Origin of the sequence: Pseudomonas sp. OA65 (genome assembly GCF_017498305.1) — a bacterium.
In the GTDB taxonomy this organism is placed as follows: Bacteria; Pseudomonadota; Gammaproteobacteria; order Pseudomonadales; family Pseudomonadaceae; genus Aquipseudomonas; species Aquipseudomonas zanjanensis.
In genome coordinates this window covers 44,914-67,160 of sequence record NZ_JAGDEZ010000033.1, presented here as the reverse complement: position 1 = coordinate 67,160, position 22,247 = coordinate 44,914, and the positions used below count along the sequence as shown (strand labels likewise).

The 22,247-nt window shown below is 60.8% G+C and carries 21 protein-coding genes; 6 read left to right on the top strand and 15 right to left on the bottom strand.

What is annotated here, in order from left to right:
* The first annotated feature begins 277 nt into the window (after window positions 1-277).
* From J3361_RS22730 to J3361_RS22715, 4 genes are all read left to right on the top strand, one after another.
* Window positions 278-1,315, top strand: a complete 1,038-nt coding sequence (locus J3361_RS22730; protein WP_207966407.1) for an ABC transporter ATP-binding protein — start codon at window positions 278-280, stop codon at window positions 1,313-1,315.
* Window position 1,316: 1 nt separating this feature from the next.
* Complete coding sequence (locus J3361_RS22725; protein ID WP_207966406.1) at window positions 1,317-2,264, top strand: ABC transporter permease; 948 nt, start codon at window positions 1,317-1,319, stop codon at window positions 2,262-2,264.
* Complete coding sequence (locus J3361_RS22720; protein WP_207966405.1) at window positions 2,254-3,072, top strand: ABC transporter permease; 819 nt, start codon at window positions 2,254-2,256, stop codon at window positions 3,070-3,072. The genes J3361_RS22725 and J3361_RS22720 overlap by 11 nt, the downstream gene beginning before the upstream one ends.
* Before the next feature lie 148 nt (window positions 3,073-3,220).
* On the top strand, window positions 3,221-4,645 hold the full coding sequence (locus tag J3361_RS22715; RefSeq protein WP_207966404.1) for a gamma-aminobutyraldehyde dehydrogenase: 1,425 nt from the start codon (window positions 3,221-3,223) through the stop codon (window positions 4,643-4,645).
* A 64-nt stretch (window positions 4,646-4,709) separates the two neighbouring features.
* Here J3361_RS22715 and J3361_RS22710 read toward each other — a convergent pair whose 3' ends face one another.
* The 3 genes from J3361_RS22710 to J3361_RS22700 all read right to left on the bottom strand — a co-directional run bounded on the left by J3361_RS22710 (window position 4,710) and on the right by J3361_RS22700 (window position 5,702).
* Window positions 4,710-5,111 (bottom strand): type II toxin-antitoxin system VapC family toxin, encoded by a 402-nt coding sequence (locus J3361_RS22710; protein ID WP_207966403.1) that lies wholly within the window; start codon window positions 5,109-5,111, stop codon window positions 4,710-4,712.
* A complete protein-coding gene (locus tag J3361_RS22705) occupies window positions 5,111-5,356 on the bottom strand; it encodes a type II toxin-antitoxin system PrlF family antitoxin (RefSeq protein WP_058545464.1) in 246 nt (81 codons plus the stop codon). Before J3361_RS22705 ends, J3361_RS22710 begins: the two co-directional genes overlap by 1 nt.
* Window positions 5,357-5,516: 160 nt before the next feature.
* Window positions 5,517-5,702 (bottom strand): hypothetical protein, encoded by a 186-nt coding sequence (locus J3361_RS22700; protein WP_003198116.1) that lies wholly within the window; start codon window positions 5,700-5,702, stop codon window positions 5,517-5,519.
* 361 nt (window positions 5,703-6,063) lie between these two features.
* Here J3361_RS22700 and J3361_RS22695 point away from each other — a divergent pair, with 361 nt between their 5' ends.
* On the top strand, window positions 6,064-7,692 hold the full coding sequence (locus tag J3361_RS22695) for a glucan biosynthesis protein D (protein WP_207966402.1): 1,629 nt from the start codon (window positions 6,064-6,066) through the stop codon (window positions 7,690-7,692).
* A gap of 202 nt (window positions 7,693-7,894) precedes the next feature.
* Here J3361_RS22695 and J3361_RS22690 read toward each other — a convergent pair whose 3' ends face one another.
* The 3 genes from J3361_RS22690 to J3361_RS22680 all read right to left on the bottom strand — a co-directional run bounded on the left by J3361_RS22690 (window position 7,895) and on the right by J3361_RS22680 (window position 11,782).
* Window positions 7,895-9,001: an NADH:flavin oxidoreductase/NADH oxidase gene (locus J3361_RS22690; protein WP_207966401.1), complete on the bottom strand. Its 1,107-nt coding sequence runs from the start codon at window positions 8,999-9,001 to the stop codon at window positions 7,895-7,897.
* 368 nt (window positions 9,002-9,369) lie between these two features.
* The gene (gene recJ / locus J3361_RS22685; protein WP_207966400.1) at window positions 9,370-11,079 is read right to left on the bottom strand and encodes a single-stranded-DNA-specific exonuclease RecJ; all 1,710 of its coding nucleotides are present in this window, start codon (window positions 11,077-11,079) and stop codon (window positions 9,370-9,372) included.
* 160 nt (window positions 11,080-11,239) lie between these two features.
* Window positions 11,240-11,782 (bottom strand): YaeQ family protein, encoded by a 543-nt coding sequence (locus J3361_RS22680; protein WP_122568769.1) that lies wholly within the window; start codon window positions 11,780-11,782, stop codon window positions 11,240-11,242.
* Window positions 11,783-11,928: 146 nt separating this feature from the next.
* On the opposite strand from J3361_RS22680, the gene J3361_RS22675 reads away from it, so the two are divergent.
* On the top strand, window positions 11,929-13,128 hold the full coding sequence (locus J3361_RS22675; RefSeq protein WP_207966399.1) for a CaiB/BaiF CoA-transferase family protein: 1,200 nt from the start codon (window positions 11,929-11,931) through the stop codon (window positions 13,126-13,128).
* Window positions 13,129-13,599: 471 nt separating this feature from the next.
* Here the strand turns inward: J3361_RS22675 and J3361_RS22670 are convergent, their stop codons facing one another.
* The 9 genes from J3361_RS22670 to rimM all read right to left on the bottom strand — a co-directional run bounded on the left by J3361_RS22670 (window position 13,600) and on the right by rimM (window position 22,242).
* Window positions 13,600-13,887: a DUF3509 domain-containing protein gene (locus J3361_RS22670; protein WP_207966398.1), complete on the bottom strand. Its 288-nt coding sequence runs from the start codon at window positions 13,885-13,887 to the stop codon at window positions 13,600-13,602.
* 162 nt (window positions 13,888-14,049) lie between these two features.
* Entirely contained in the window at window positions 14,050-15,438 is a 1,389-nt protein-coding gene (locus tag J3361_RS22665) for a transporter substrate-binding domain-containing protein (RefSeq protein ID WP_207966397.1), read from the bottom strand.
* 120 nt (window positions 15,439-15,558) lie between these two features.
* Complete coding sequence (thrC, locus tag J3361_RS22660) at window positions 15,559-16,968, bottom strand: threonine synthase (protein ID WP_207966396.1); 1,410 nt, start codon at window positions 16,966-16,968, stop codon at window positions 15,559-15,561.
* Window positions 16,969-17,071: 103 nt separating this feature from the next.
* A complete protein-coding gene (locus tag J3361_RS22655) occupies window positions 17,072-18,376 on the bottom strand; it encodes a homoserine dehydrogenase (protein ID WP_207966395.1) in 1,305 nt (434 codons plus the stop codon).
* A gap of 132 nt (window positions 18,377-18,508) precedes the next feature.
* Window positions 18,509-19,240, bottom strand: a complete 732-nt coding sequence (locus tag J3361_RS22650; RefSeq protein ID WP_186705439.1) for a DsbC family protein — start codon at window positions 19,238-19,240, stop codon at window positions 18,509-18,511.
* A gap of 285 nt (window positions 19,241-19,525) precedes the next feature.
* The gene (xerD, locus tag J3361_RS22645) at window positions 19,526-20,422 is read right to left on the bottom strand and encodes a site-specific tyrosine recombinase XerD (RefSeq protein ID WP_207966394.1); all 897 of its coding nucleotides are present in this window, start codon (window positions 20,420-20,422) and stop codon (window positions 19,526-19,528) included.
* Window positions 20,423-20,554: 132 nt separating this feature from the next.
* A complete protein-coding gene (rplS, locus tag J3361_RS22640; RefSeq protein ID WP_003175895.1) occupies window positions 20,555-20,905 on the bottom strand; it encodes a 50S ribosomal protein L19 in 351 nt (116 codons plus the stop codon).
* Window positions 20,906-20,950: 45 nt separating this feature from the next.
* Window positions 20,951-21,724 carry a tRNA (guanosine(37)-N1)-methyltransferase TrmD gene (gene trmD, locus J3361_RS22635; RefSeq protein ID WP_170845966.1) on the bottom strand — a complete coding sequence of 258 codons (774 nt, stop codon included), beginning with the start codon at window positions 21,722-21,724 and terminating at the stop codon, window positions 20,951-20,953.
* A complete protein-coding gene (gene rimM / locus J3361_RS22630; RefSeq protein WP_207966393.1) occupies window positions 21,706-22,242 on the bottom strand; it encodes a ribosome maturation factor RimM in 537 nt (178 codons plus the stop codon). Before rimM ends, trmD begins: the two co-directional genes overlap by 19 nt.
* Between the last annotated feature and the right edge of the window lie 5 nt (window positions 22,243-22,247).

Genomic DNA, 22,247 nt, shown 5'->3' with positions numbered 1-22,247 from the left:
AACGATTTTCATGGGCGCCGCGGGGGCGGGGAGATGTGAAAAAGAGACGGGCTTCCCCCCCAAAAAAAAAAAGGGGGGCGCCCTTGGGGGGGGGGGGGCTTGCCCCCGGTGGTGGGCAAAGCCCCCCAAAAGCGGCCCGCCGGGTTATTAGCTGACACACCGCATCGCCTGTTTTTGGGGCGGCTGCGCCACCCAGCGGGAGCAAGCTCCCTCGCCACGGGATCGTATTCCAATCATTGAAGGTTCATACCCGCCCCGCTTTCTGGAGCCCCGCACCATGACGCTTGCAGTCCAATTCACCCAGGTATCCCGGCAGTTCGGCGATGTAAAGGCCGTTGACCGGGTCTCCATCGACATTCAGGACGGCGAGTTCTTTTCCATGCTGGGCCCGTCTGGTTCGGGCAAGACCACCTGCCTGCGGCTGATCGCCGGGTTCGAACAACCCAGTGCCGGCTCGATCCGTATCCATGGCGAAGAAGCCACGGGGCTTGCGCCGTATCAGCGGGACGTCAACACCGTGTTCCAGGACTACGCCCTCTTCCCCCACATGAACGTGCGCGACAACGTCGCCTACGGTCTGAAAGTCAAAGGCGTCGCCAAGGCCGAGCGCATCCAGCGCGCCAACGAGGCCCTGGAGATGGTCGCCCTGGGCGGCTACGGCGAACGCAAGCCGGTGCAGCTCTCCGGCGGCCAGCGTCAACGGGTGGCCCTGGCCCGTGCGCTGGTCAATCGGCCGCGGGTACTATTGCTCGATGAGCCCTTGGGCGCCCTGGACCTGAAGCTGCGTGAACAGATGCAGGGCGAGTTGAAGAAGTTGCAACGCCAGTTGGGCATCACCTTCATTTTCGTCACCCACGACCAGACCGAAGCGCTGTCGATGTCCGACCGCGTGGCGGTGTTCAACAAGGGCCGTATCGAACAAGTCGATACGCCGCGCAACCTGTACATGAAACCGGCGACCACCTTCGTCGCTGAATTCGTCGGCACCTCCAACGTGATTCGTGGCGAATTGGCCCGGGAACTGAGCGGTTATCCACAGCCGTTCTCGATCCGTCCGGAACACGTGCGTTTCGCCGAGGGCCCGTTGGCCAGTGGTGAGGTCGAAGTCCACGGCCTGCTGCACGACATCCAGTACCAGGGCAGCGCCACACGCTATGAGCTGAAACTTGCCAACGGCCAGACCCTGAACCTCAGCCAGGCCAACACCCAGTGGCAGGACAACGCCACCCCGCACCAGGCTGGCCAACAGCTGAGCGTTCGCTGGGCCCGTGAGGCGATGGTCACGCTGCACGACGCCGTCAGTGGCGAGGTGTGAAATGAACACCTTGGCCATCACCCCAACGCCTGCGCCCGGTTCGCCGCTGCGGCGTTTTTCCAACCTGCTGTACCGACGGCCCAACCTGTACCTGTCGCTGTTGCTGGTGCCGCCGCTGCTGTGGTTCGGCGCGATCTACCTTGGCTCGCTGCTGACCTTGCTGTGGCAGGGTTTCTACACCTTCGATGACTTCACCATGGCGGTCACGCCGGACCTGACCCTGGCGAACTTCACGGCGCTGTTCCAGCCGTCGAATTTCGACATCATTTTGCGCACCCTGAGCATGGCCATTGCGGTGTCCATCGCCAGCGCCGTCGTCGCGTTCCCGATCGCTTACTACATGGCGCGCTATACCCGAGGCAAGACCAAGGCGTTTTTCTACATCGCGGTGATGCTGCCAATGTGGGCCAGCTACATCGTCAAGGCCTATGCCTGGACGCTGCTGCTGGCCAAGGGTGGTGTGGCGCAGTGGTTCGTCCAGCACCTGGGCCTGGGGCCGGTGCTGCAGTTCGTGCTGGGGATCCCGGGCGTGGGCGGCAGCACCTTGTCCACCTCGCACCTGGGGCGTTTCCTGGTGTTCGTCTACATCTGGCTGCCGTTCATGATCCTGCCGATCCAGGCGTCCCTGGAGCGTCTGCCACCGTCGCTGCTGCAAGCCTCGGCGGACTTGGGCGCCAGGCCACGCCAGACGTTCATGCAAGTGATCCTGCCACTGTCGATCCCCGGCATTGCCGCCGGCTCGATCTTCACTTTCTCGCTGACCCTGGGGGACTTCATCGTGCCGCAACTGGTAGGCCCACCGGGCTACTTCGTCGGCAGCATGGTCTACGCCCAGCAAGGCGCCATCGGCAACATGCCCATGGCCGCGGCGTTCACCCTGGTACCCATCGTGCTGATCGCGATCTATCTATCCGTCGTCAAGCGACTGGGGGCATTCGATGCACTCTGACTCTCAAGACCGGGCCTCGTGGGGCTTGCGGATCGCGGCGTGGGGCGGATTGGTGTTCCTGCACTTTCCGATCCTGATCATCTTCCTCTACGCCTTCAATACCGAGGATGCGGCGTTCAGCTTTCCGCCCAAGGGCCTGACCCTGAAGTGGTTCAGCGTCGCCTTCTCGCGCCCGGACGTGCTGGAAGCGATCCAGCTGTCGTTGCAGATCGCGGCCATCGCCACGCTGATCGCCATGGTGCTCGGCACCCTGGCCTCGGCGGCGCTGTACCGCCGCGATTTCTTCGGCAAACAGGGCATTTCACTGATGCTGATCCTGCCAATTGCCTTGCCGGGGATCATCACCGGCATCGCACTGCTGGCGACCTTCAAGACCCTGGGCATCGAACCGGGGATGTTCACCATCGTCGTCGGCCATGCAACCTTCTGCGTGGTGATCGTCTACAACAACGTCATCGCCCGCCTGCGCCGCACGTCCCACAGCCTGATCGAGGCCTCGATGGACCTGGGCGCCGACGGCTGGCAGACCTTTCGCTACATCATCTTGCCTAACCTGGGGTCGGCCCTGCTGGCCGGTGGGATGCTGGCGTTTGCGCTGTCGTTCGACGAGATCATTGTCACCACCTTCACCGCCGGCCACGAACGCACCCTGCCGCTGTGGCTGCTCAACCAGCTCAGCCGCCCGCGCGACGTGCCGGTGACCAACGTGGTGGCGATGCTGGTGATGATGGTCACGATGCTGCCGATACTCGGCGCGTATTACCTGACCCGTGGGGGTGAGAGCGTGGCGGGGAGTGGCGGGAAGTAACCCCCTTATCAATGAAAGCTATCCCATGTGGGAGCGAGCCTGCTCGCGATGACGGACCAACATTCAACAGAGATGTCGATTGTAAAACCGCTATCGCGAGCAGGCTCGCTCCCACAGTAAAAACAACAGCGTTCAAGAGGACATGGACATGCAAACCAAACTGCTGATCAACGGCCACCTGGTGAACGGCGAAGGCCCTGGCCAGGCGGTGTTCAACCCGGCGCTGGGGCGGGTGCTGGTGGAGATCAATGAAGCCAGCGAAGCCCAGGTCGATGCCGCCGTACGTGCCGCCGACAGCGCCTTCGAAGCCTGGTCGCAAGTGGCGCCCAAGGACCGCTCCTTGTTGCTGCTCAGGCTGGCCGATGCCATCGAAGCCCACGGCGAGGAACTGGCGAAGCTGGAATCGGACAACTGCGGCAAACCCTTCAGCGCCGCGCTGAACGACGAGATCCCGGCGATTGCCGATGTGTTCCGTTTCTTTGCCGGCGCCAGTCGCTGCATGAGCGGTTCGGCGGGCGGCGAATACCTGCCCGGGCACACCTCGATGATCCGTCGCGACCCGGTGGGGGTCATCGCCTCCATCGCGCCGTGGAATTACCCCCTGATGATGGTCGCCTGGAAAATCGCCCCGGCCCTGGCCGCCGGCAACACCGTGGTGCTCAAGCCGTCGGAGCAGACGCCACTGACGGCGTTGCGCCTGGCGGAACTGGCGTCGGAGATTTTCCCCGCCGGCGTGCTTAACGTGATCTTCGGCCGCGGGCAGACCGTCGGCAACCCGCTGGTCACCCACTCGAAAGTGCGCATGGTGTCGCTGACAGGCTCCATCGCCACCGGCTCGAACATCATTTCCAGCACCTCCGACAGCGTCAAGCGCATGCACATGGAGCTGGGCGGCAAGGCTCCGGTGATCATCTTCGACGACGCCGACATTGATGCGGCCGTGGAAGGCATCCGCACCTTCGGTTTCTACAACGCCGGCCAGGACTGCACCGCCGCCTGCCGCATCTATGCCCAGCAAGGTATCTACGACCGGTTCGTCGAGAAACTCGGCGCCGCGGTGGGCAGCATCAAATACGGTTTGCAGAACGCGTCCGACACCGAGATGGGTCCGCTGATCACCGCCCAGCACCGCGACCGTGTGGCCGGTTTCGTCGAGCGGGCCATCGCCCAGCCGCATATCCGCCTGATCACCGGTGGCAAGGCCGTGGAAGGCAACGGATTCTTCTTCGAGCCGACGGTGCTGGCCGACGCCCAGCAGGATGACGAAATCGTCCGCCGAGAAGTGTTCGGACCGGTGGTGTCCGTCACCCCGTTCCTCGACGAAGCGCAAGTGCTGGCCTGGGCCAACGATTCGGACTACGGCCTGGCCTCATCGGTATGGACCGCCGACATCGGCCGTGCCCATCGCCTGTCGGCACGCCTGCAATACGGCTGCACCTGGGTGAACACCCACTTCATGCTCGTCAGCGAAATGCCCCATGGCGGTCAGAAACGTTCCGGCTATGGCAAGGACATGTCCATGTATGGGCTGGAGGATTACACGGTGGTGCGGCATGTGATGTTCAAGCATTGAGCAAATGCCTAAATGCGATTGCACCACGACCAAGGGGACGATACTGGTCGTGGTGAAGCGCATCTCACGATGGCACCACCAACTGCACCGAAGGAAAGTAACTTCGGTAACGCTTCGCATCACGTGTAAGCAAAGGAAGACGCTTGACAGCCGCATGGGCACCAATGAAAAAATCGGCAAGCACATTATTTTTGCCACCGCCCACCTTTCGATAACGCACAAAAGCCTTCCCTGCCAAAAACAACGCTGGACGAGGTAGTTCCTGCATTAGCAGCCCCATCTCTTCGACAACCTCATCCAACGCTTCGAAGGTAGAAAATGTCTGGGACAGTTCAGCATAAATTACTGGATTGATTACCAAATTGTGAATTTTGGATTGGGCGCGCATCTGCTCGATGGACCAATCAGCCCAAACCGGATCATCCTCCAGCACATCGATCAAGACGTTGGTATCGACCAATATCATCAGTCTTCACCACGCAACAGGGCCATAAGATCGTCTGTGCGCCATTTGATATCCGCCCGGCCACGGACAGCTTCAAAGCGATCACTGATGGCAGCCTCGGCTGTTCCAGACTTACCTGCATGCAACACTACCTCGCCCTGTGCATTGATGCTGAACTCTACCGCACAGCCAGGAATCAAGTGCAACGCGTCGCGGATAGGTTTGGGGATGGTGACTTGTCCTTTACTGGTCATAGTCGTCGGCATTGTATTCTCCTCGAAGTATTACTTTGCATAGAAAAGTAATACTTCGTGCTCAGGCCTGCAACCGCCGCTGACGGTAGGCTGATGTGTTTGACCTCGCTAGAAAACTCCCACTTTCTGGTAGGAAAATGAGAGGCCGTTTTAAAGACTACAGGGTCTCTGATCAAAACCGCGAAACACTGCGCATCGCATCCACCAGGTAACGCATGGCGATGCGGTCGTTTTCCGACAACTCCCGATAGCGCTCCACCAGTCTCAATTCTTCCAGGCTGAGCCGGCGTGTCCTGCGCGGGTTGGTCAGGCCTGGAAAGATCCCCAGCATTTCGGTAATGCCCTGTATTTTTGTCATGAGTTGTCCTTCTTTACGTCGAGGTTGACCTGATAGCGCCATCTGAATCCGGGTTAGATCGCCTATCACGCTAAAGAATAGGGAGGATTCAAAGCGTGAAAAGGGAGTTTTAGAGTAATTAGTCAAAAAAAGTCGAAATCGACATAAAAAAAGAAATAACTGTAAGAAAATTTGACCAGGCCACGCTTTCCGTTCTGTCGGCGCCTGTATTTCCCCTATGATTTTGCGCCTCGGTGAACCGATCCAGCTCTCAGGCATCTGTTCTAACGTTCGTCGCGTTTGGCCAAAGGCATGTCCGAACTCCTTTATCAGTCGCTGTGGCCAGGATCGGCTCGGGACTGTTTTGAGAAAGGTTGTATTTATGCACCGCAGGAATCTGCTCAAGGCCTCCATGGCCTTCGCCGCCTACACCGGGCTTTCGGCCTCCGGGCTCATGGCCGCACGTGCCTGGGCCGCCGAACAGACTGCCGACGGCGAAGCCCGTCCCTTCGATTTCAACGGTTTGAAGGAACAGGCCAAGCGGCTGGCCGAGAGCCGCTACGTCGACACCAAGCAAGTCCTGCCGCCGACCCTGGCCCAGATGTCGCCGCTGCAGTTCAACGCCATCCAGTACGACGCCAACCACTCGTTGTGGAATGATCTGGACGGGCGGCAACTGGATGCGCAGTTCTTCCACGTCGGCATGGGCTTCAAGCAGCCAGTGCGCATGTACAGCGTCGACCCGAAGACGCGCATGGCCCGTGAGGTGCACTTCCGTCCGGAGCTGTTCAACTATGAGAAAACCACGGTCAATACCTCACAACTGAAGGGTGACCTGGGCTTCGCCGGCTTTCGCGTCTTCAAGGCGCCGGAGCTGGATCGACACGACATCGTTTCATTCCTCGGGGCCAGCTATTTCCGCGCGGTAGATGCCAGCGGCCAGTACGGGCTGTCGGCGCGCGGCCTGGCCATCGACACTTACGCCAAGAAACAAGAGGAGTTTCCGGATTTCACCAAGTTCTGGTTCGAAACCCCGGACAAGAACAGCACCCGCTTCGTGGTCTACGCCCTGCTCGACTCCCCCAGTGCCACCGGTGCCTATCGGTTCGACATCGATTGCCAGCCGACCCGGGTGGTGATGGAGATCGATGCGCACGTCAACGCCCGTACCGCCATCGCGCAACTGGGTATCGCCCCCATGACCAGCATGTTCAGCTGCGGCACCGTCGAGCGGCGCATGTGCGACACCATTCACCCGCAAATCCACGACTCCGACCGGCTGGCCATGTGGCGCGGCAACGGCGAGTGGGTCTGCCGTCCGTTGAACAACCCCGCCACCCTCCAATTCAATGCGTTCGCCGACAAGGACCCGAAAGGTTTTGGCCTGGTGCAGACCGATCACGACTTTGCCAGCTACCAGGACACCGTGGACTGGTACAGCAAGCGTCCGAGCCTGTGGGTCGAACCGACGACGGCCTGGGGCGAAGGCTCGGTAGACTTGCTGGAGATCCCGACCACCGGCGAAACCCTGGACAATATCGTCGCGTTCTGGACGCCGAAAAAACCGGTGGCCGCCGGCGACTCGCTGAACTATGGCTACAAGCTCTACTGGAGCGCGCTGCCGCCGGTCAGCACCGACCTTGCCCATGTCGACGCCACCCGTTCAGGCATGGGCGGCTTCATCGAAGGATGGGCACCGGGCGAGCATTACCCGACCGTCTGGGCACGCCGTTTCGCCGTGGACTTCGGCGGCGGTGGCCTCGACCAACTGCCGCCGGGCACCGGCATCGAACCGGTGGTGACCTGCTCCCACGGCGAAGTGAAGGACTTCAACGTGTTGGTGCTGGATGCCATCAAGGGTTACCGCATCACCTTCGACTGGTACCCGACCGATGACCGGGTGGACCCGGTGCAGATGCGCCTGTTCATTCGCACCAAGGACCGGACCTTGAGCGAGACCTGGTTGTACCAGTACTTCCCGCCGGCGCCGGATAAGCGTAAGTATCCCTGAGCCTTTCTGCGTCAGGGATGACGCCTTCGCGAGCAAGCCCGCTCCCACAGTGAGCCTGTGTTATCCACAGAGTTTGTGATCCACATCCAATCCCTGTGGGAGCGGGCTTGCTCGCGAAGGCGGCAGTACAAGCACCAACGATTCCAGATAAAACAAAAAAAGCCCCGGCCAATTGACCGGGGCTTTCTGTTTTATCAGGCCCTTAGTCCCGCAAATCCGACTCATGAATCGGCTGGTCCCGATGCGTGGCCCGCTGGTACTGCGCCGGCCACGTGGCCTTGCGGCCGCCCAGGTCATCATCGGCATGCAGGGCCCAGTACGGATCACGCAACAGTTCGCGGGCCAGGAAAATGATGTCGGCCTGGCAGGTGCGCAGGATGTGCTCGGCCTGGGCCGGTTCGGTGATCATGCCGACGGTGCCGGTGGCGATTTCCGACTCCTTGCGCACCCGCTCGGCAAAGCGTGTCTGGTAACCCGGGCCGGTGGGAATTTCCGCATTGGCGGCCGTGCCGCCCGATGACACGTCGATCAGGTCCACCCCCAGCGCCCTGAAGCGCCGCGCCAGCTCCACGGTCTCATCCGGGTTCCACCCGTCCTCGACCCAATCGGTGGCGGAGACGCGGACGAAGACCGGTAGTTCTTCAGGCCATACCGCCCGGATCGCTTCGGTGACTTGCAGCACCAGCCGGATACGGTTTTCGAAGGAGCCGCCGTATTGATCGCGCCGCTGATTGCTCAAGGGCGACAGGAACTGATGCAGCAGATAGCCATGGGCCGCATGGACCTCGACTACCTTGAAGCCAGCCGTGAGGGCGCGCTTGGCCGCTTCCACGAAGGCCTGGATTACGCCGACAATCTGCTCGTCGTCCAATTGGACCGGCTGGGTATGCTGCGGATCGAAGGCAATTGGCGACGGGCCGACCGGCACCCAGCCGCCGTCCGCCGGTTTGACGCTGCCATGCTTGCCCAGCCAAGGTCGCCAGGTACTGGCCTTGCGTCCGGCATGGGCCAGTTGGATGCCCGGCACGGCCCCTTGGGCGGTGATGAAACGGGTGATGCGTTGCAAGGGTTCGATCTGTTCATCGTTCCACAGCCCCAGGTCCTGGGCGGTGATGCGACCGTCGGCGGTCACGGCGGTGGCTTCGGTGAACACCAGGCCGGCACCGCCCACGGCGCGGCTACCCAAGTGCACCAGGTGCCAATCGTTGGCCAGGCCATCGGTGCTCGAATACTGGCACATCGGCGATACGGCGATGCGATTGGGCAGGGTCAATTGGCGAAGGGTATAGGGTTCCAGCAGCAGACTCATGGGGCACCTCTCGAATCGGTGGGCAGGCTCCAGGGTTCTGTTTGAACAGTCGACGAGTGACAAAAGGTACAACACCCGCCCCCGCGGGCAAAAAATTCGACAAGACGTCACAAGGGCTATCAAGCAGTGCTTAGAGCCTAGTCGACAACCCGCGAGGACGGAGGGTTCAGAACTTAAAAACCGACGGTGTGACGAGGGTGCTTGCTCTCGCTTGGGTTGGTCACTGTGTGGCGAGGGGATTTATCCCCGCTGGGGGCGAAGCCCCCCAAAACCTGACACCTGTGGGTATCAGGCAGATTGAGTCGCCTGCTTTGGGGCTGCTTCGCAGCCCAGCGGGGATAAATCCCCTCGCCACAAAAGCCGAGTGTCTACCGCGGCTCGATATGGGCAATCATCAACTGCACCGTTTCCTGACCGCGAAATTCGTTGAGGTCGAGCTTGTAGGCCAGCTCCACCCAGCGCACGGTAGGGTTGGGCCAGATCTCGCGGTCGATGCCGAAGGCGATGCCGTCGAGCTTCACCGCGCCGCATTCGCTCTTGAGAACGACCTTCAGGTGCCGTTCGCCCACCACGCGTTGTTCGACCAACTGGAACACGCCATGGAACATCGGCTCCGGGAAGTGCTGGCCCCAGGGACCGGCATGGCGCAGCGCCCGGGCCAGTTCCAGGTGGAACTCCTCCACCGCCAACGTGCCATCCGACAACAGCCGGCCGGTCAGGTCTTCTTCGCGCAATTGCCGGCGCACTTCCGCGTCGAACGCTTCGGCGAACAGTGGAAAATTCGCCTCCGGCAGCGTCAGCCCCGCCGCCATGGCGTGACCGCCGTACTTGCTGATCAGGGTCGGATGCTGCGCCGCCACCACGCTCAGCGCATCGCGAATGTGAAAGCCCGGTACCGAGCGCCCCGAGCCCTTGAGCAAGCCGTCCCCGGCATCGGCAAAGGCAATGGTCGGCCGGAAGTAACGCTCCTTCATCCGCGAGGCGAGGATGCCGATGACCCCTTGGTGCCACTGCGGATCGAACAGGCACAAACCGAAGGGCATCGACTCCACCGGCAGGTCCTTGAGCTGGGCCAGGGCTTCACGCTGCATGCCTTGCTCGATGGATTTACGGTCCTGGTTCATGCCATCCAGCTGCGCCGCCATTTCCCGCGCCAGGGCCGGGTCGTCGGTGAGCAGGCATTCGATGCCCAGGCTCATGTCGTCCAGGCGCCCGGCCGCATTCAGACGCGGCCCGAGGATAAATCCGAGGTCAGTGGAAGTAATCCGCGCAGCGTCGCGCTTGGCCACTTCCAGAATTGCCTTGATACCGGGCCGGGCACGTCCGGCGCGAATCCGCTCCAGGCCCTGGTGCACGAGGATCCGGTTATTCGCGTCCAGGGGCACCACGTCCGCCACGCTGCCCAGGGCCACCAGGTCGAGCAATTCGCCGATGTTCGGCTGGGGGGTGCTGGCGTACCAGCCCAGGCTGCGCAGTCGCGCCCGCAAGGCCATCAGCACATAAAAAATCACCCCGACACCGGCCAGGGCCTTGCTCGGGAACTCGCAGCCCGGCTGGTTCGGATTCACGATTGCATCGGCCGCCGGCAGTTCGAGGCCCGGCAAGTGGTGGTCGGTGACCAGCACCCGAAGCCCCGCCGCTTTCGCCGCCGCCACGCCTTCCACACTGGAAATGCCGTTATCCACGGTGATCAGCAATTGCGGTTCGCGGGCCAGGGCGACTTCGACGATTTCCGGGGTCAGCCCGTAGCCGTATTCGAAGCGATTGGGCACCAGGTAATCGACATGGGCCGCACCCAGCAAACGCAAGCCCAGCATGCCCACGGTGCTGGCGGTCGCGCCATCGGCATCGAAGTCCCCGACGATCAGGATGCGTTGGCGTTGCTCCAGCGCCGTCACCAGCAGATCCACCGCGGCGTCGATCCCCTTGAGCTGCTGGAACGGAATCAAGCGCGCCAGGCTCTTGTCCAGTTCGGCCGCGGACTGCACGCCGCGTGCTGCGTACAGGCGGGTCAACAGGGGCGGCAGGTCACCGAGGAATGGCAGGGTGTCGGGCAGTTGGCGGGGTTCTATGCGCATGGGGGGACGGACATTTCTCTATTTTTTGGAATCCTGGACTGTGGCGAGGGAGCTTGCTCCCGCTGGGCTGCGTAGCGGCCCCCTTGATTGTGGGCGCTGCGCACCCAAGCGGGAGCAAGCTCCCTCGCCACAATGAGTTCACTCAATACCTGTCAATGGCTCAACCGCGTTCGCCCAGCAACCATTGGAGCTGGACTTCATGCTGGCCACGGTCGTCAGTCACGAAAATCGTGCCTTCGCTGATCATCACATCCCACTTGATCACCCGGGGCATGTCCTTGGCCAGGGTTTCGAGCACTTCCTGGGGCACGGCGGCAATGTTGACGTTCTTCAGGTTCTTCACCGCCGGGATCACCTTGCCTTCCCACACCCGCAGGCTGCCGTAGGCCAGCAGGCTGGTGCGCTCGGTCCGGCGCGAGCACCAGGTCAGGCGATCGGCATCCGGCTGACCGACTTCGATCCAGTGCAGCACCCGGTCATCCAGGCTTTTTTCCCACAGCGCAGGCTCATCGACGTCTGACAGACCACGACCAAACGCCAGCAGCTCGTTGTACCAGAACGCGTAGGCCAGCAGGCGCACGGTCATGCGCTCTTCGGTTTCCGAAGGATGGCGGGCGATGGTCTGCTTCACATTTTCGTACACATTGCGGTCGAGGTCGGTGAGGTTCAGTTCAAACTTGTAGGTCGTGGACGGCTGGGCCATGAACGGGCTTCTTGATACGAGGAAAGGCGGCAAGTCTAACCGATGACGCGGGCAATCCACGAATTGCCGACCATCAACCTGCGGCGACCGGGCGTGGCCTATGATAAAACGCTCTATCCGTTCTGCTTTGTCCTACAGGATCCGTCATGTCGCTTACTGCCAAACCCCTTGCCGGCGTCAAAGTCATCGAACTCGGCACCTTGATCGCCGGGCCCTTCGCCTCGAGAATCTGCGGCGAATTCGGTGCCGACGTCATCAAGGTCGAGTCCCCCGATGGCGGTGATCCGCTGCGCAAATGGCGCAAGCTGTACGAAGGCACATCCTTGTGGTGGTTTGTCCAGGCACGCAACAAGAAGTCCCTGACCTTGAACCTCAAGCACCCCGAAGGCCTGGCGATCCTGAAAAAACTGATCGGAGAAGCCGACATCCTGATCGAGAATTTTCGCCCCGGCGTGCTGGAAAAGCTCGGCCTCGGCTGGGATGTGCTGCATGCATTGAACCCGAAGCTGGTGATGGTACGGCTTTCAGGCTTCGGCCAGACCGGGCCGATGAAAGACCAGCCGGGGTTTGGCGCGGTGGGCGAATCCATGGGCGGCCTGCGCTACATCACCGGCTTCGAAGACCGTCCCCCGGTGCGCACCGGGATTTCCATCGGCGATTCCATCGCCGCCCTCTGGGGGGTGATTGGCGCATTGATGGCCCTGCGTCACCGCGAGATCAACGGCGGCACCGGGCAAGTGGTGGACGTGGCGTTGTACGAGGCGATTTTCGCCATGATGGAAAGCATGGTGCCGGAGTTCGACGTGTTCGGTTTCATCCGCGAGCGCACCGGCAACATCATGCCCGGCATCACCCCCTCGTCCATCCACACCAGCGCCGACGGCAAGCACGTGCAGATCGGCGCCAACGGCGATGCGATCTTCAAGCGCTTCATGCAGATCATCGGCCGCGACGACCTGGCCAATGACCCGCAACTGGCCAGCAATGATGGCCGTGACAGCCGGCGCGATGAGCTCTACGGGGTGATTGATCGCTGGGTCAACGGGCTGCCGCTCGACAGCGTTATCGACCAGCTGAACCAGGCCGGGGTACCGGCCAGCCGGATCTTCAGCGCCGAGGACATGTTCAGCGATCCGCAATTCCTGGCCCGTGAAATGTTCCTGCAGGCCAAGCTGCCGGACGGCAAGGCGTTCAAGATGCCAGGAATCGTACCGAAACTCTCCGACACCCCGGGCACCTCCGAATGGGTCGGACCGGCGCTGGGCGAACACAACGCCCAGGTGCTCGGCGAACTGGGCTATGACGCGCAGCAGATTGCCAAGCTGCGCGTCGACGGGGCCATTTGACAGACCAAAAGGGGGCAGTCACTGAAGATCAAACTGTGGGAGCGAGCCTGCTCGCGATGGCGTCGGCTCAGTCGACTTGATGTTGACTGGCACACCGTAATCGCGAGCAAGCTTTGCTCCCACAGATCTGACGGGTGTACGTCCGGGAGAGCCAGGTCGGCTGTTAGGTCGCCTCGCGAGCAAGCTCTGCTCCCACAGGTCGGATGGGGTACGCCCGGGAGAGCCAGGTCGGCTATAAGGCCGCCTCGCGAGCAAGCTTTGCTCCCACAAAAGACTCCAGCGCCTCACAGAACGCGCTAAAAACACAAAAGCTAGGCAAAAAGAAACCCCGAGAAGTGGGGAGACGACTCGGGGTTAAACGTAACCAATCATGGTTAGTACAACAAGCGACAAGCACCGGAGCACAATGCTTGCTCTTGCTGGTAAAAGTTCTGACTCATCAGGACGTAGGAAGGTTCCCACAAAACCCAGTCAATTCGCCGCGACCATGACCTTGTCGCGCGCCAGATTGCGCAATGCCGCAATCACGCAGGGCTCCAGGCGCCCCTCGGCAATCAGCACATCGCGATGCAGGCCATCGACCACGTCGGTCAACTGACGCTTGTCGGACAATTGGGCCTGATTGAACACACGCTCGACCATGATGGCCCCGCTGGCATTACTCAGCGTTACCCTGCATTCCCCCTTGGCACCGGAGGGAGTCAGCGAGACCTGATACGGGCTCAAGGCTTCATTCAGCAATAGGCTGATACTTTCCATTCGCTCACCCTTCAATAGTCCGAAACAACTGCATGTACACAGTCAATGACCGTGGGCCGCAGCAGAAAGTTCGTCAGCGCACCGAACCGGCACGCCTCAACCTGTTCAACCGAGCATGCGCGTCCAATATGACAGGCAAACAACAGCCTTCTCCGGGCCCCGTTACGGGCTGACGGCCGGCACAGCCAGGCCCCTGTCGCAACGGCGCCACCGGCGCCCGACATCGGTCCAGCCCCCCAGAATGCCGCGCAAGTGCCCATCGGCCCCATAAAACGGCACCGACCAATGATAGATCTCCCGCAATCCGCCGCTGAACATCAATTGCCGGTCGACAAACCGAGACTGGCCGGTGCGTAACTGCTCCATCACTTCCCCATGCAGCAGCTCGCCAGTGGCCCGCGGAAATGATGCCGAGTCGATCAACCGTGTGCCCCGCAGCTTTTCGAAGCGGGTCGCGAACTGCTCTTCATAGCTTTTGTTGCACATGATCAGGCGCCCCTCCAGATCACGGATGAAAATCGGGTCGGGAATGGCATCCATCAAGGCCCGCTGGAGCATCAACTGGTCCTTGAGGACCGCTTCGGCCTTGAGGCGTTGGTCGATCTGTACCTGCAGGCGGCGGTTCCACAGCAGGGACAAGAGGCCAAACACCACGATCACGGTCACACACCAGTAACCCCAACTGGACATACGTGCCCAGATCGTGGGTGCCTGGACGGGGATCGTGCCAGCAAACCACTTCGAACGCAGCGCACGCATGTCCTCGGCCGGGAAGGCCTCCAGGGCTTTATTCAAGATACCCAGCAGCACGGTCAAGTCCTGGCGCACCGCCAGGTAGTCCGGTTCCCACTTGCCCTCAAGGCCGCTGCCGACCTGCAATTGCCCGGCCGGATAGAGATGCACTCCGGTTTCATTTTCGATAGTCGCAAAAGCTTCCCGGCTCTCTACCAGCGCCCGCGCCTCGCCATAGGTCTTGGTCGTGCGCAACTGAATCGCCGGGTAATCGCGCCGGATTTCCGCCTCCAAGGCATGGCGAGCCGGCAGTGCCAGAACCTTCCCTTCGAGCTGCTCCAGCGAATGGGGGGAAGATTCCCCGTCACGACCGACGAATACCCAACCGGAACCGCCGAATGCATGGCTGAAACTGAGGAAGTCCCGACGCTCTTCATTCATCGCCAGCAGGGTCGTCATGTCGGCCTCGCCGTTCTCCAGCATTGTCAGCAACTCGCCGGGAGAGAACGACTCCCGGTGCACGAACTCAAGGCCGGTCACGTGCGCGATGCGCTGGAGCACGTCGTGGTTCAGCCCATCCCACTGCCCCTGCTCATTCTTGAACAGGTACAACGGAAACTGCATCGTGGCCACGATGACCCGGGGGTTCTCCCTGACCCACTTCAGTTCCTGCGCGTCCAGCTCCAGCCGTTCGCCAGGGTTGGACGCTGGCGTTTCGAAAGCCGTCAACTGCGCCGAGTGTCCCCACTGCGCCCAGTACATCAGGGCCACGCCCATCATCCAGCCCAGCGCTGGTTTACCTTTGATAAAAAACGACATCTGCATTTCCTTCGAGATGACTCGCCCATCCCTCCAAGGGCGACAACCCGGCCAGTTTGGCATGCAGAAACAAGAAAGCCCGTCAGGAGACGGGCTTCAAAATGTGACAGGTTTAGCCGGTCAGAGTGGCTTGCCGCGATTGCCATGCTGGCTGACAAAGGCCTGCACGGCTTTCAAGTCGTTGGGCAACACGGTGCATCGCTCATCTCGCTCAAACAAATCAGAAAGATGCGCGGGTAGTTCGAGCGCTTTTCCTACACCCGCTTTCTCCACCGCTTCCGGGAACTTGACCGGGTGCGCCGTGCCCAGGATCACCATCGGGATGTCCAGGCTGCGACGGCATTCACGGGCCGCCCTGACGCCGATGGCTGTGTGCGGGTCGAGCAGTTCACCGCTCTGCCCAAACACTTCGGCGATGGTTTCGCAGGTCTGCTCATCATCCACGGCCAGGGAGTCGAACAACTTGCGGGCTTCGGTCCAACGCTCAGGCTCGACGCTGAAACCGCCACCCTGACGGAAGCTGTCCATCAGCCCGGCAATCGCCCCGCCGTTGCGCCCGTGCAGGTCGAACAGCAAGCGCTCGAAGTTCGAAGACACCATGATGTCCATCGAAGGCGACAGCGTGGCGTGCAGGGTTTCCTTGACGTACTGGTTGCCGCTCATGAAGCGGTGCAGGATGTCGTTGCGGTTGGTGGCCACGATCAACTGGTTGATCGGCAGCCCCATGTTGCGCGCCAGGTACCCGGCGAAGATATCGCCAAAGTTGCCGGTCGGTACCGAGAACGATACGGAACGGGCCGGACCGCCCAACTGCAGGGCCGCGTGGAAGTAATAGACGATCTGGGCCATGATCCGCGCCCAGTTGATCGAGTTCACCGCCACCAGCCGCGTGCCCTTGAGGAAGCTCTGGTCGGCGAAGCTGGCCTTGACCATTTCCTGGCAGTCATCGAAGTTGCCTTCGATGGCGATGTTGTGGATGTTGTCGCCGAAAATCGTCGTCATCTGCCGACGCTGCACTTCCGAGACCCGGTTGTGCGGGTGCAGGATGAAAATGTCGACGTTTTCGCAATGCTTGCAGCCTTCGATGGCCGCCGAACCGGTGTCGCCGGAGGTGGCACCGACGATCACCACGCGCTCGCCACGCTTTTGCAGCACGTAGTCCAGCAGGCGACCGAGCAGTTGCAGGGCGAAGTCCTTGAACGCCAGGGTCGGGCCATGGAACAACTCCATGACCCATTCGTTACCGTTGAGCTGACGCAGCGGTGCGATGGCGTTGTGGGAAAAGACGCCGTAGGTCTCTTCCAGGATCTTTTTGAAATCGGCGTCCGGGATGCTGCCGGTGACAAACGGGCGCATGACCCGGAACGCCAGCTCGTGATACGGCAGGCCGGCCCAGGAAGCGATTTCTTCCTGGGTGAAACGCGGCAGGTTTTCCGGCACATAAAGACCGCCGTCCGTGGCCAGGCCGGCCAGGAGGACATCTTCGAAATTCAGGGCCGGTGCCTGGCCGCGGGTGCTGATATAGCGCATAGGGGGCAAACCTTCGGTTTGAGCTGCGAGCTGTAAGCTACAAGCTGCAAGTAAAAGCGGATCTGCTTTGACTTGGAGCTTGCAGCTTGAAGCTTGTAGCTGCTTAGTTCAAATGTTCAACGCGGATACGGACCACCGGCCCAACGACACCCTGGAGCGCTTCCAGCGCCGCGATCGCGTCGTTGATGTTCTGCTCGACCACACGGTGGGTCAGCAGGATCATCGGCACCAGGCCGTCGTGTTCCTCGACTTCCTTCTGCATGATCGACTCGATGTTGATGCCGCGTTCCGAGAGGATACTCGCCACTTGGGCCAGCACGCCCGGATGGTCCTTGGCCTGGATGCGCAGGTAGTAGGAGCTTTCGCACGCCTCGATCGGAAGAATCGGGTGAGCCGACAACGAGTCTGGCTGGAAGGCCAGGTGCGGCACGCGATTTTCCGGGTCGGAGGTCATGGCGCGAACCACGTCCACCAGGTCGGCAATGACTGAAGAAGCCGTCGGCTCCATGCCCGCGCCAGCGCCGTAGAACAACGTCGAGCCAGAGGCATCGCCGTTGACCATCACCGCGTTCATCACGCCGTTGACGTTGGCGATCAGGCGGTCGGCCGGGATCAGCGTCGGGTGCACGCGCAGCTCGATGCCGCTGGCGGTGCTGCGCGCCACGCCCAGGTGTTTGATGCGATAGCCCAGGGCTTCGGCGTAGTTCACGTCCGCGGTGGTCAGCTTGGTGATGCCCTCGGTGTAGGCCTTGTCGAACTGCAACGGAATACCGAACGCAATGGACGCCAGGATCGTCAGCTTGTGCGCGGCGTCGATGCCTTCCACGTCGAACGTCGGATCAGCCTCTGCGTAGCCCAGGGCCTGGGCTTCGGCGAGCACGTCTTCGAAGGTGCGACCCTTCTCGCGCATCTCGGTGAGAATGAAGTTGCCGGTGCCGTTGATGATCCCCGCGACCCAGTTGATACGGTTGGCCGACAGGCCTTCGCGGATCGCCTTGATCACCGGGATGCCACCGGCCACGGCGGCTTCGAACGCCACGATCACACCCTTCTCGCGGGCCTTGGCGAAAATCTCATTACCGTGAACAGCGATAAGCGCCTTGTTCGCGGTGACCACATGCTTGCCATTCTCGATGGCCTTGAGTACCAACTCGCGGGCAACGGTGTAGCCGCCCACCAGCTCTATGACGATGTCGATCTCAGGGTTCGTGGCCACTTCGAACACATCGTTGGTAATCGCAATACCGGTCGTCTGGAACTGAGGCTTTGGCGTGCGCATGGCAATTTGTGCCACTTCGATCCCACGCCCGGCACGACGAGAAATTTCCTCGGCGTTGCGCTGAAGTACGTTGAAGGTGCCGCCACCGACGGTACCTAACCCACAGATGCCTACTTTGACCGGATTCACTCTTGACTCCCCATGAAACGGCCGACGCAAGGTCGGCCGTGAAATACAGCCGCGCAGCAACGCGACTCTGTGTTTAACGGCCCGACGAACGTTTTCGCCGAGCCGTGATCTTCAAAAGCGGATCGCCCATGATCATTTCGCGCCGAGGGCCAGTTTGGCCACTTGTGGCGCTGGCTGGTAGCCCGGAATTACCTGACCATCGGCCAAAACAATCGCCGGCGTACCGTTCACGCCTATTGACTGTCCGAGGGCAAACTGCTTGGAAACCGGATTCTCGCACTGGGCGGCCTTGATTTCCTTGCCGTCGACCATCTTGTCCATGGCCGCTTTCTTGTCCTTGGAGCACCAGACCGCCTGCAACTGCTCATCACCCGGCGAGCCCAGGCCCTGGCGCGGGAATGCCACATAACGCACTTCGATGCCGCGCTTGTTCAGTTCCGGCACTTCGGCGTGCAGCTTGTGGCAATACGGGCAGGTGGTGTCGGTAAACACGGTGATGTGGGACTTGGTTTCGCCGATGGCCGGATAAACCACGGTTTCAGCGACCGGAATGCCGTTGATCAACTTGGAAATGCCTTGGCGCTCGGTCAGCTCGGTGAGGTTGACCGGCTTGCCGTCCTTGAGCTCGAACAGGTTGCCCTGGACGATGTATTGGCCGTCGGCGCTGGCATAAAGCACGCGGCTGCCCTTGAGCTTGACCTCATACAGGCCGGCCATGGGACTGGCCGAAATGGTATCGATCGGCACGTCGAGCTGAAGGTTTTCCAGGCTTTTGCGGATAGCCTTGTCAGCCGCGTCGTCGGCGATGGCAAAGGTACTGGCCAACGCAATGGCGGCGGCGGTGAACATCTGGATCAAACGCATGGGGACTCCTGAGGCGAACAAATGAGACGGGAAACACCGACCCGCAGATTCGGGTTCCAACCGCCCACTGTGCAAACCGACAAAGCCTACCACAGAAGGCTGGCGTGACCGAATGCCGCTGACGCACGACATTGCTGGAGGCTGCCCTGTGGAACTGTCCTGTGGGAGCAAGGCTTGCCCGCGATGGCCACGCTGCGGTGTAACAACTGAACCGCGTTATCGTTGATCGCGGGCAAGCCTTGCTCCCACAAGCTTGCTCCCAAAGGCTCCCACAGGAGATTTCATTCAGCCGCGAGGATGATGCTTGGCATGCAAGTCCTGCAACCGTGCCCGAGCCACATGGGTGTAGATCTGAGTGGTGGACAGGTCGCTATGGCCAAGCAGCATCTGCACCACCCGCAGGTCGGCGCCATGGTTGAGCAGGTGTGTGGCGAAGGCATGACGCAAGGTGTGGGGCGAGAGGGATTTGTTGATCCCGGCCACCTTGGCCTGGTGCTTGATGCGGTGCCAGAAGGTCTGGCGGGTCATCTGCTCGCCGCGCAGGCTGGGGAACAGCACATCGCTGGGACGCCCACCCAGCAGTTCATGACGGGCATCGCGCATGTAACGCTCGACCCAGACGATCGCTTCCTCACCCATCGGCACCAGGCGCTCCTTGCTGCCCTTGCCCATCACCCGCAGCACACCCTGGCGCAGGTTGACTTGCTCCAGCGTCAAGCTGATCAGCTCGGTGACACGCAGGCCACAGGCGTACAAGACTTCCAGCATGGCCCGGTCGCGCTGGCCGATGGCCTCACTGAGGTCGGGCGCCGCCAGCAACGCCTCCACATCGGCTTCCGACAGGGACTTGGGCAGCGGACGGCCCAGCTGCGGCATTTCCACGCGCAAGGTCGGATCCACCGCGATGAGCTTTTCCCGCAATAAATAGCGATAGAACCCACGCAGACCGGAGAGAAACCGTGCCGTCGAGCGCGGTTTGTAGTTCTGCTCCAGGCGCCACGCCAAGTGATCGAGGATCAACTCCCGGCCGGCATTGATCAGTTCCAGGTTATTTTCCTGCAACCAACCGTTAAACAGTGCCAAATCGCTGCGGTAGGCACCGCGGGTGTTATCGGACAGCCCCTTCTCCAGCCACAGGGCATCGAGAAACTGGTCTATCAGTGGATGATCGATGGCTGGCATAAAGACTCTTGAAAGATGCGGGCACACACGGCATCGAAAATGGAAATGAAGCTATGCAGGGTGCTCAAAGCACAAATCGCAGGCAATAAAAAAGCAGCCCGCAGGCTGCTTTTTTTGCATCGGAAGCTGGACTTAAGCCAGTTTTTCCTTGATGCGAGCTGCTTTACCCGACAGGTCACGCAGGTAGTACAGCTTGGCTTTACGTACGTCACCGCGACGCTTGACAGCCATGCTGTCGATTTGCGGGCTGTAGGTCTGGAAAGTACGCTCTACGCCGACACCGTTGGAGATTTTACGAACGGTGAATGCACTGTTCACGCCACGGTTACGCTTGGCGATAACGACGCCTTCGAACGCTTGCAGACGGGAACGGTCGCCTTCCTTCACTTTCACCTGAACGACAATGGTGTCGCCCGGGGCAAAGGTAGGGATTTCTTTGGTCATCTGCTCTGCTTCGAGTGCAAGGATGATTTTGTTAGTCATGCTGTGCTCCTAAGGCAAGTCGTCGGACTCACCATCGATACGTTGTTAACTATCGTCCCGCTCGCGGATGTATTCCTCGAGCAGCTTCTTCTCTTCTCCAGAAAGCGAGCGGCTTTCCAGAAGATCGGCGCGTCGTTCATAGGTCCGACCAAGGGACTGCTGTAAACGCCAACGCCGGATGTGCGCGTGGTTGCCACTTAGCAACACGTCGGGAACACGCTGATCCGCATACACCTCCGGTCGGGTGTAGTGCGGGCAATCCAGCAGACCATCCGTAAAGGAATCTTCCTCGGCGGAATCTGCATGCCCTAAAGCTCCAGGCAGCAGTCGTGTAACCGCATCGATCAGGACCATCGCCGGCAGCTCGCCGCCAGACAGTACATAGTCGCCAATCGACCACTCTTCATCGACATGAGCTTCAATGAAACGCTCGTCAATGCCTTCATAACGGCCGGCAATCAGGATCAATGCATCCGAATTCGCCAGCTCGCGTACCGCCGACTGAGTCAGCTGGCGGCCTTGGGGCGACAGGTAGATCACCTTCGCACCCTCCCCGGCTGCCGTCCTGGCCTGAACCAGCGCATCTTCCAGGGGCTTGATCTTCATCACCATGCCCGGACCACCGCCAAACGGGCGATCGTCCACAGTGTGATGTCGATCCGTGGTGTAGTCCCGCGGATTCCAACAGGTGAGCTGCAACAGCTCCTGTTTCACCGCGCGGCTGGTTATGCCGTACTCGCTGATGGCGGAAAACATCTCGGGAAACAATGTGATGACTTCAACGCGCAAATTAGCCACGTTTAGAAATCCGCATCCCATTCCACCTTCATCTCGCCTGCGGCAAGGTCGACGGCCAACACGCATTGCTCGGTATAGGGCAACAGGCGTTCGCAATCATCCAGGCTGCCGACGCAAGGCTTGACCACCATGACATCGTTCGAACCGGTCTCGAGCAGGTGATCGATTTTCCCGAGCAATTGCCCGAGGTGGTCGATGACCTTCAGACCCACCAGCTGGTACCAGTAGTACTCGCCGTCGGTCAGTTCAGGGAACAGGTTGCGCGGCACGCAGATCTCATAACCGGCCAGAAGACGTGCTTCTTCACGATCATCGAGACCCTTGAGCTTTGCGACCAGGAACTTGTCGTTCCCGCGTCCGCTGACCAGCTCCACCTGTTTCACGCTACCTTCGCGCTTGAGCGTCCAGGTTTTGTACTCCAACAGGTTCTTGATCGGATCAGTAAAGGAATACACCTTCACTTCGCCGCGAACGCCATGTACAGAATAGATCTTGCCGACAACGATCAAATCACCGGCATCTTTTGGCGTCGCGTTCATATTGC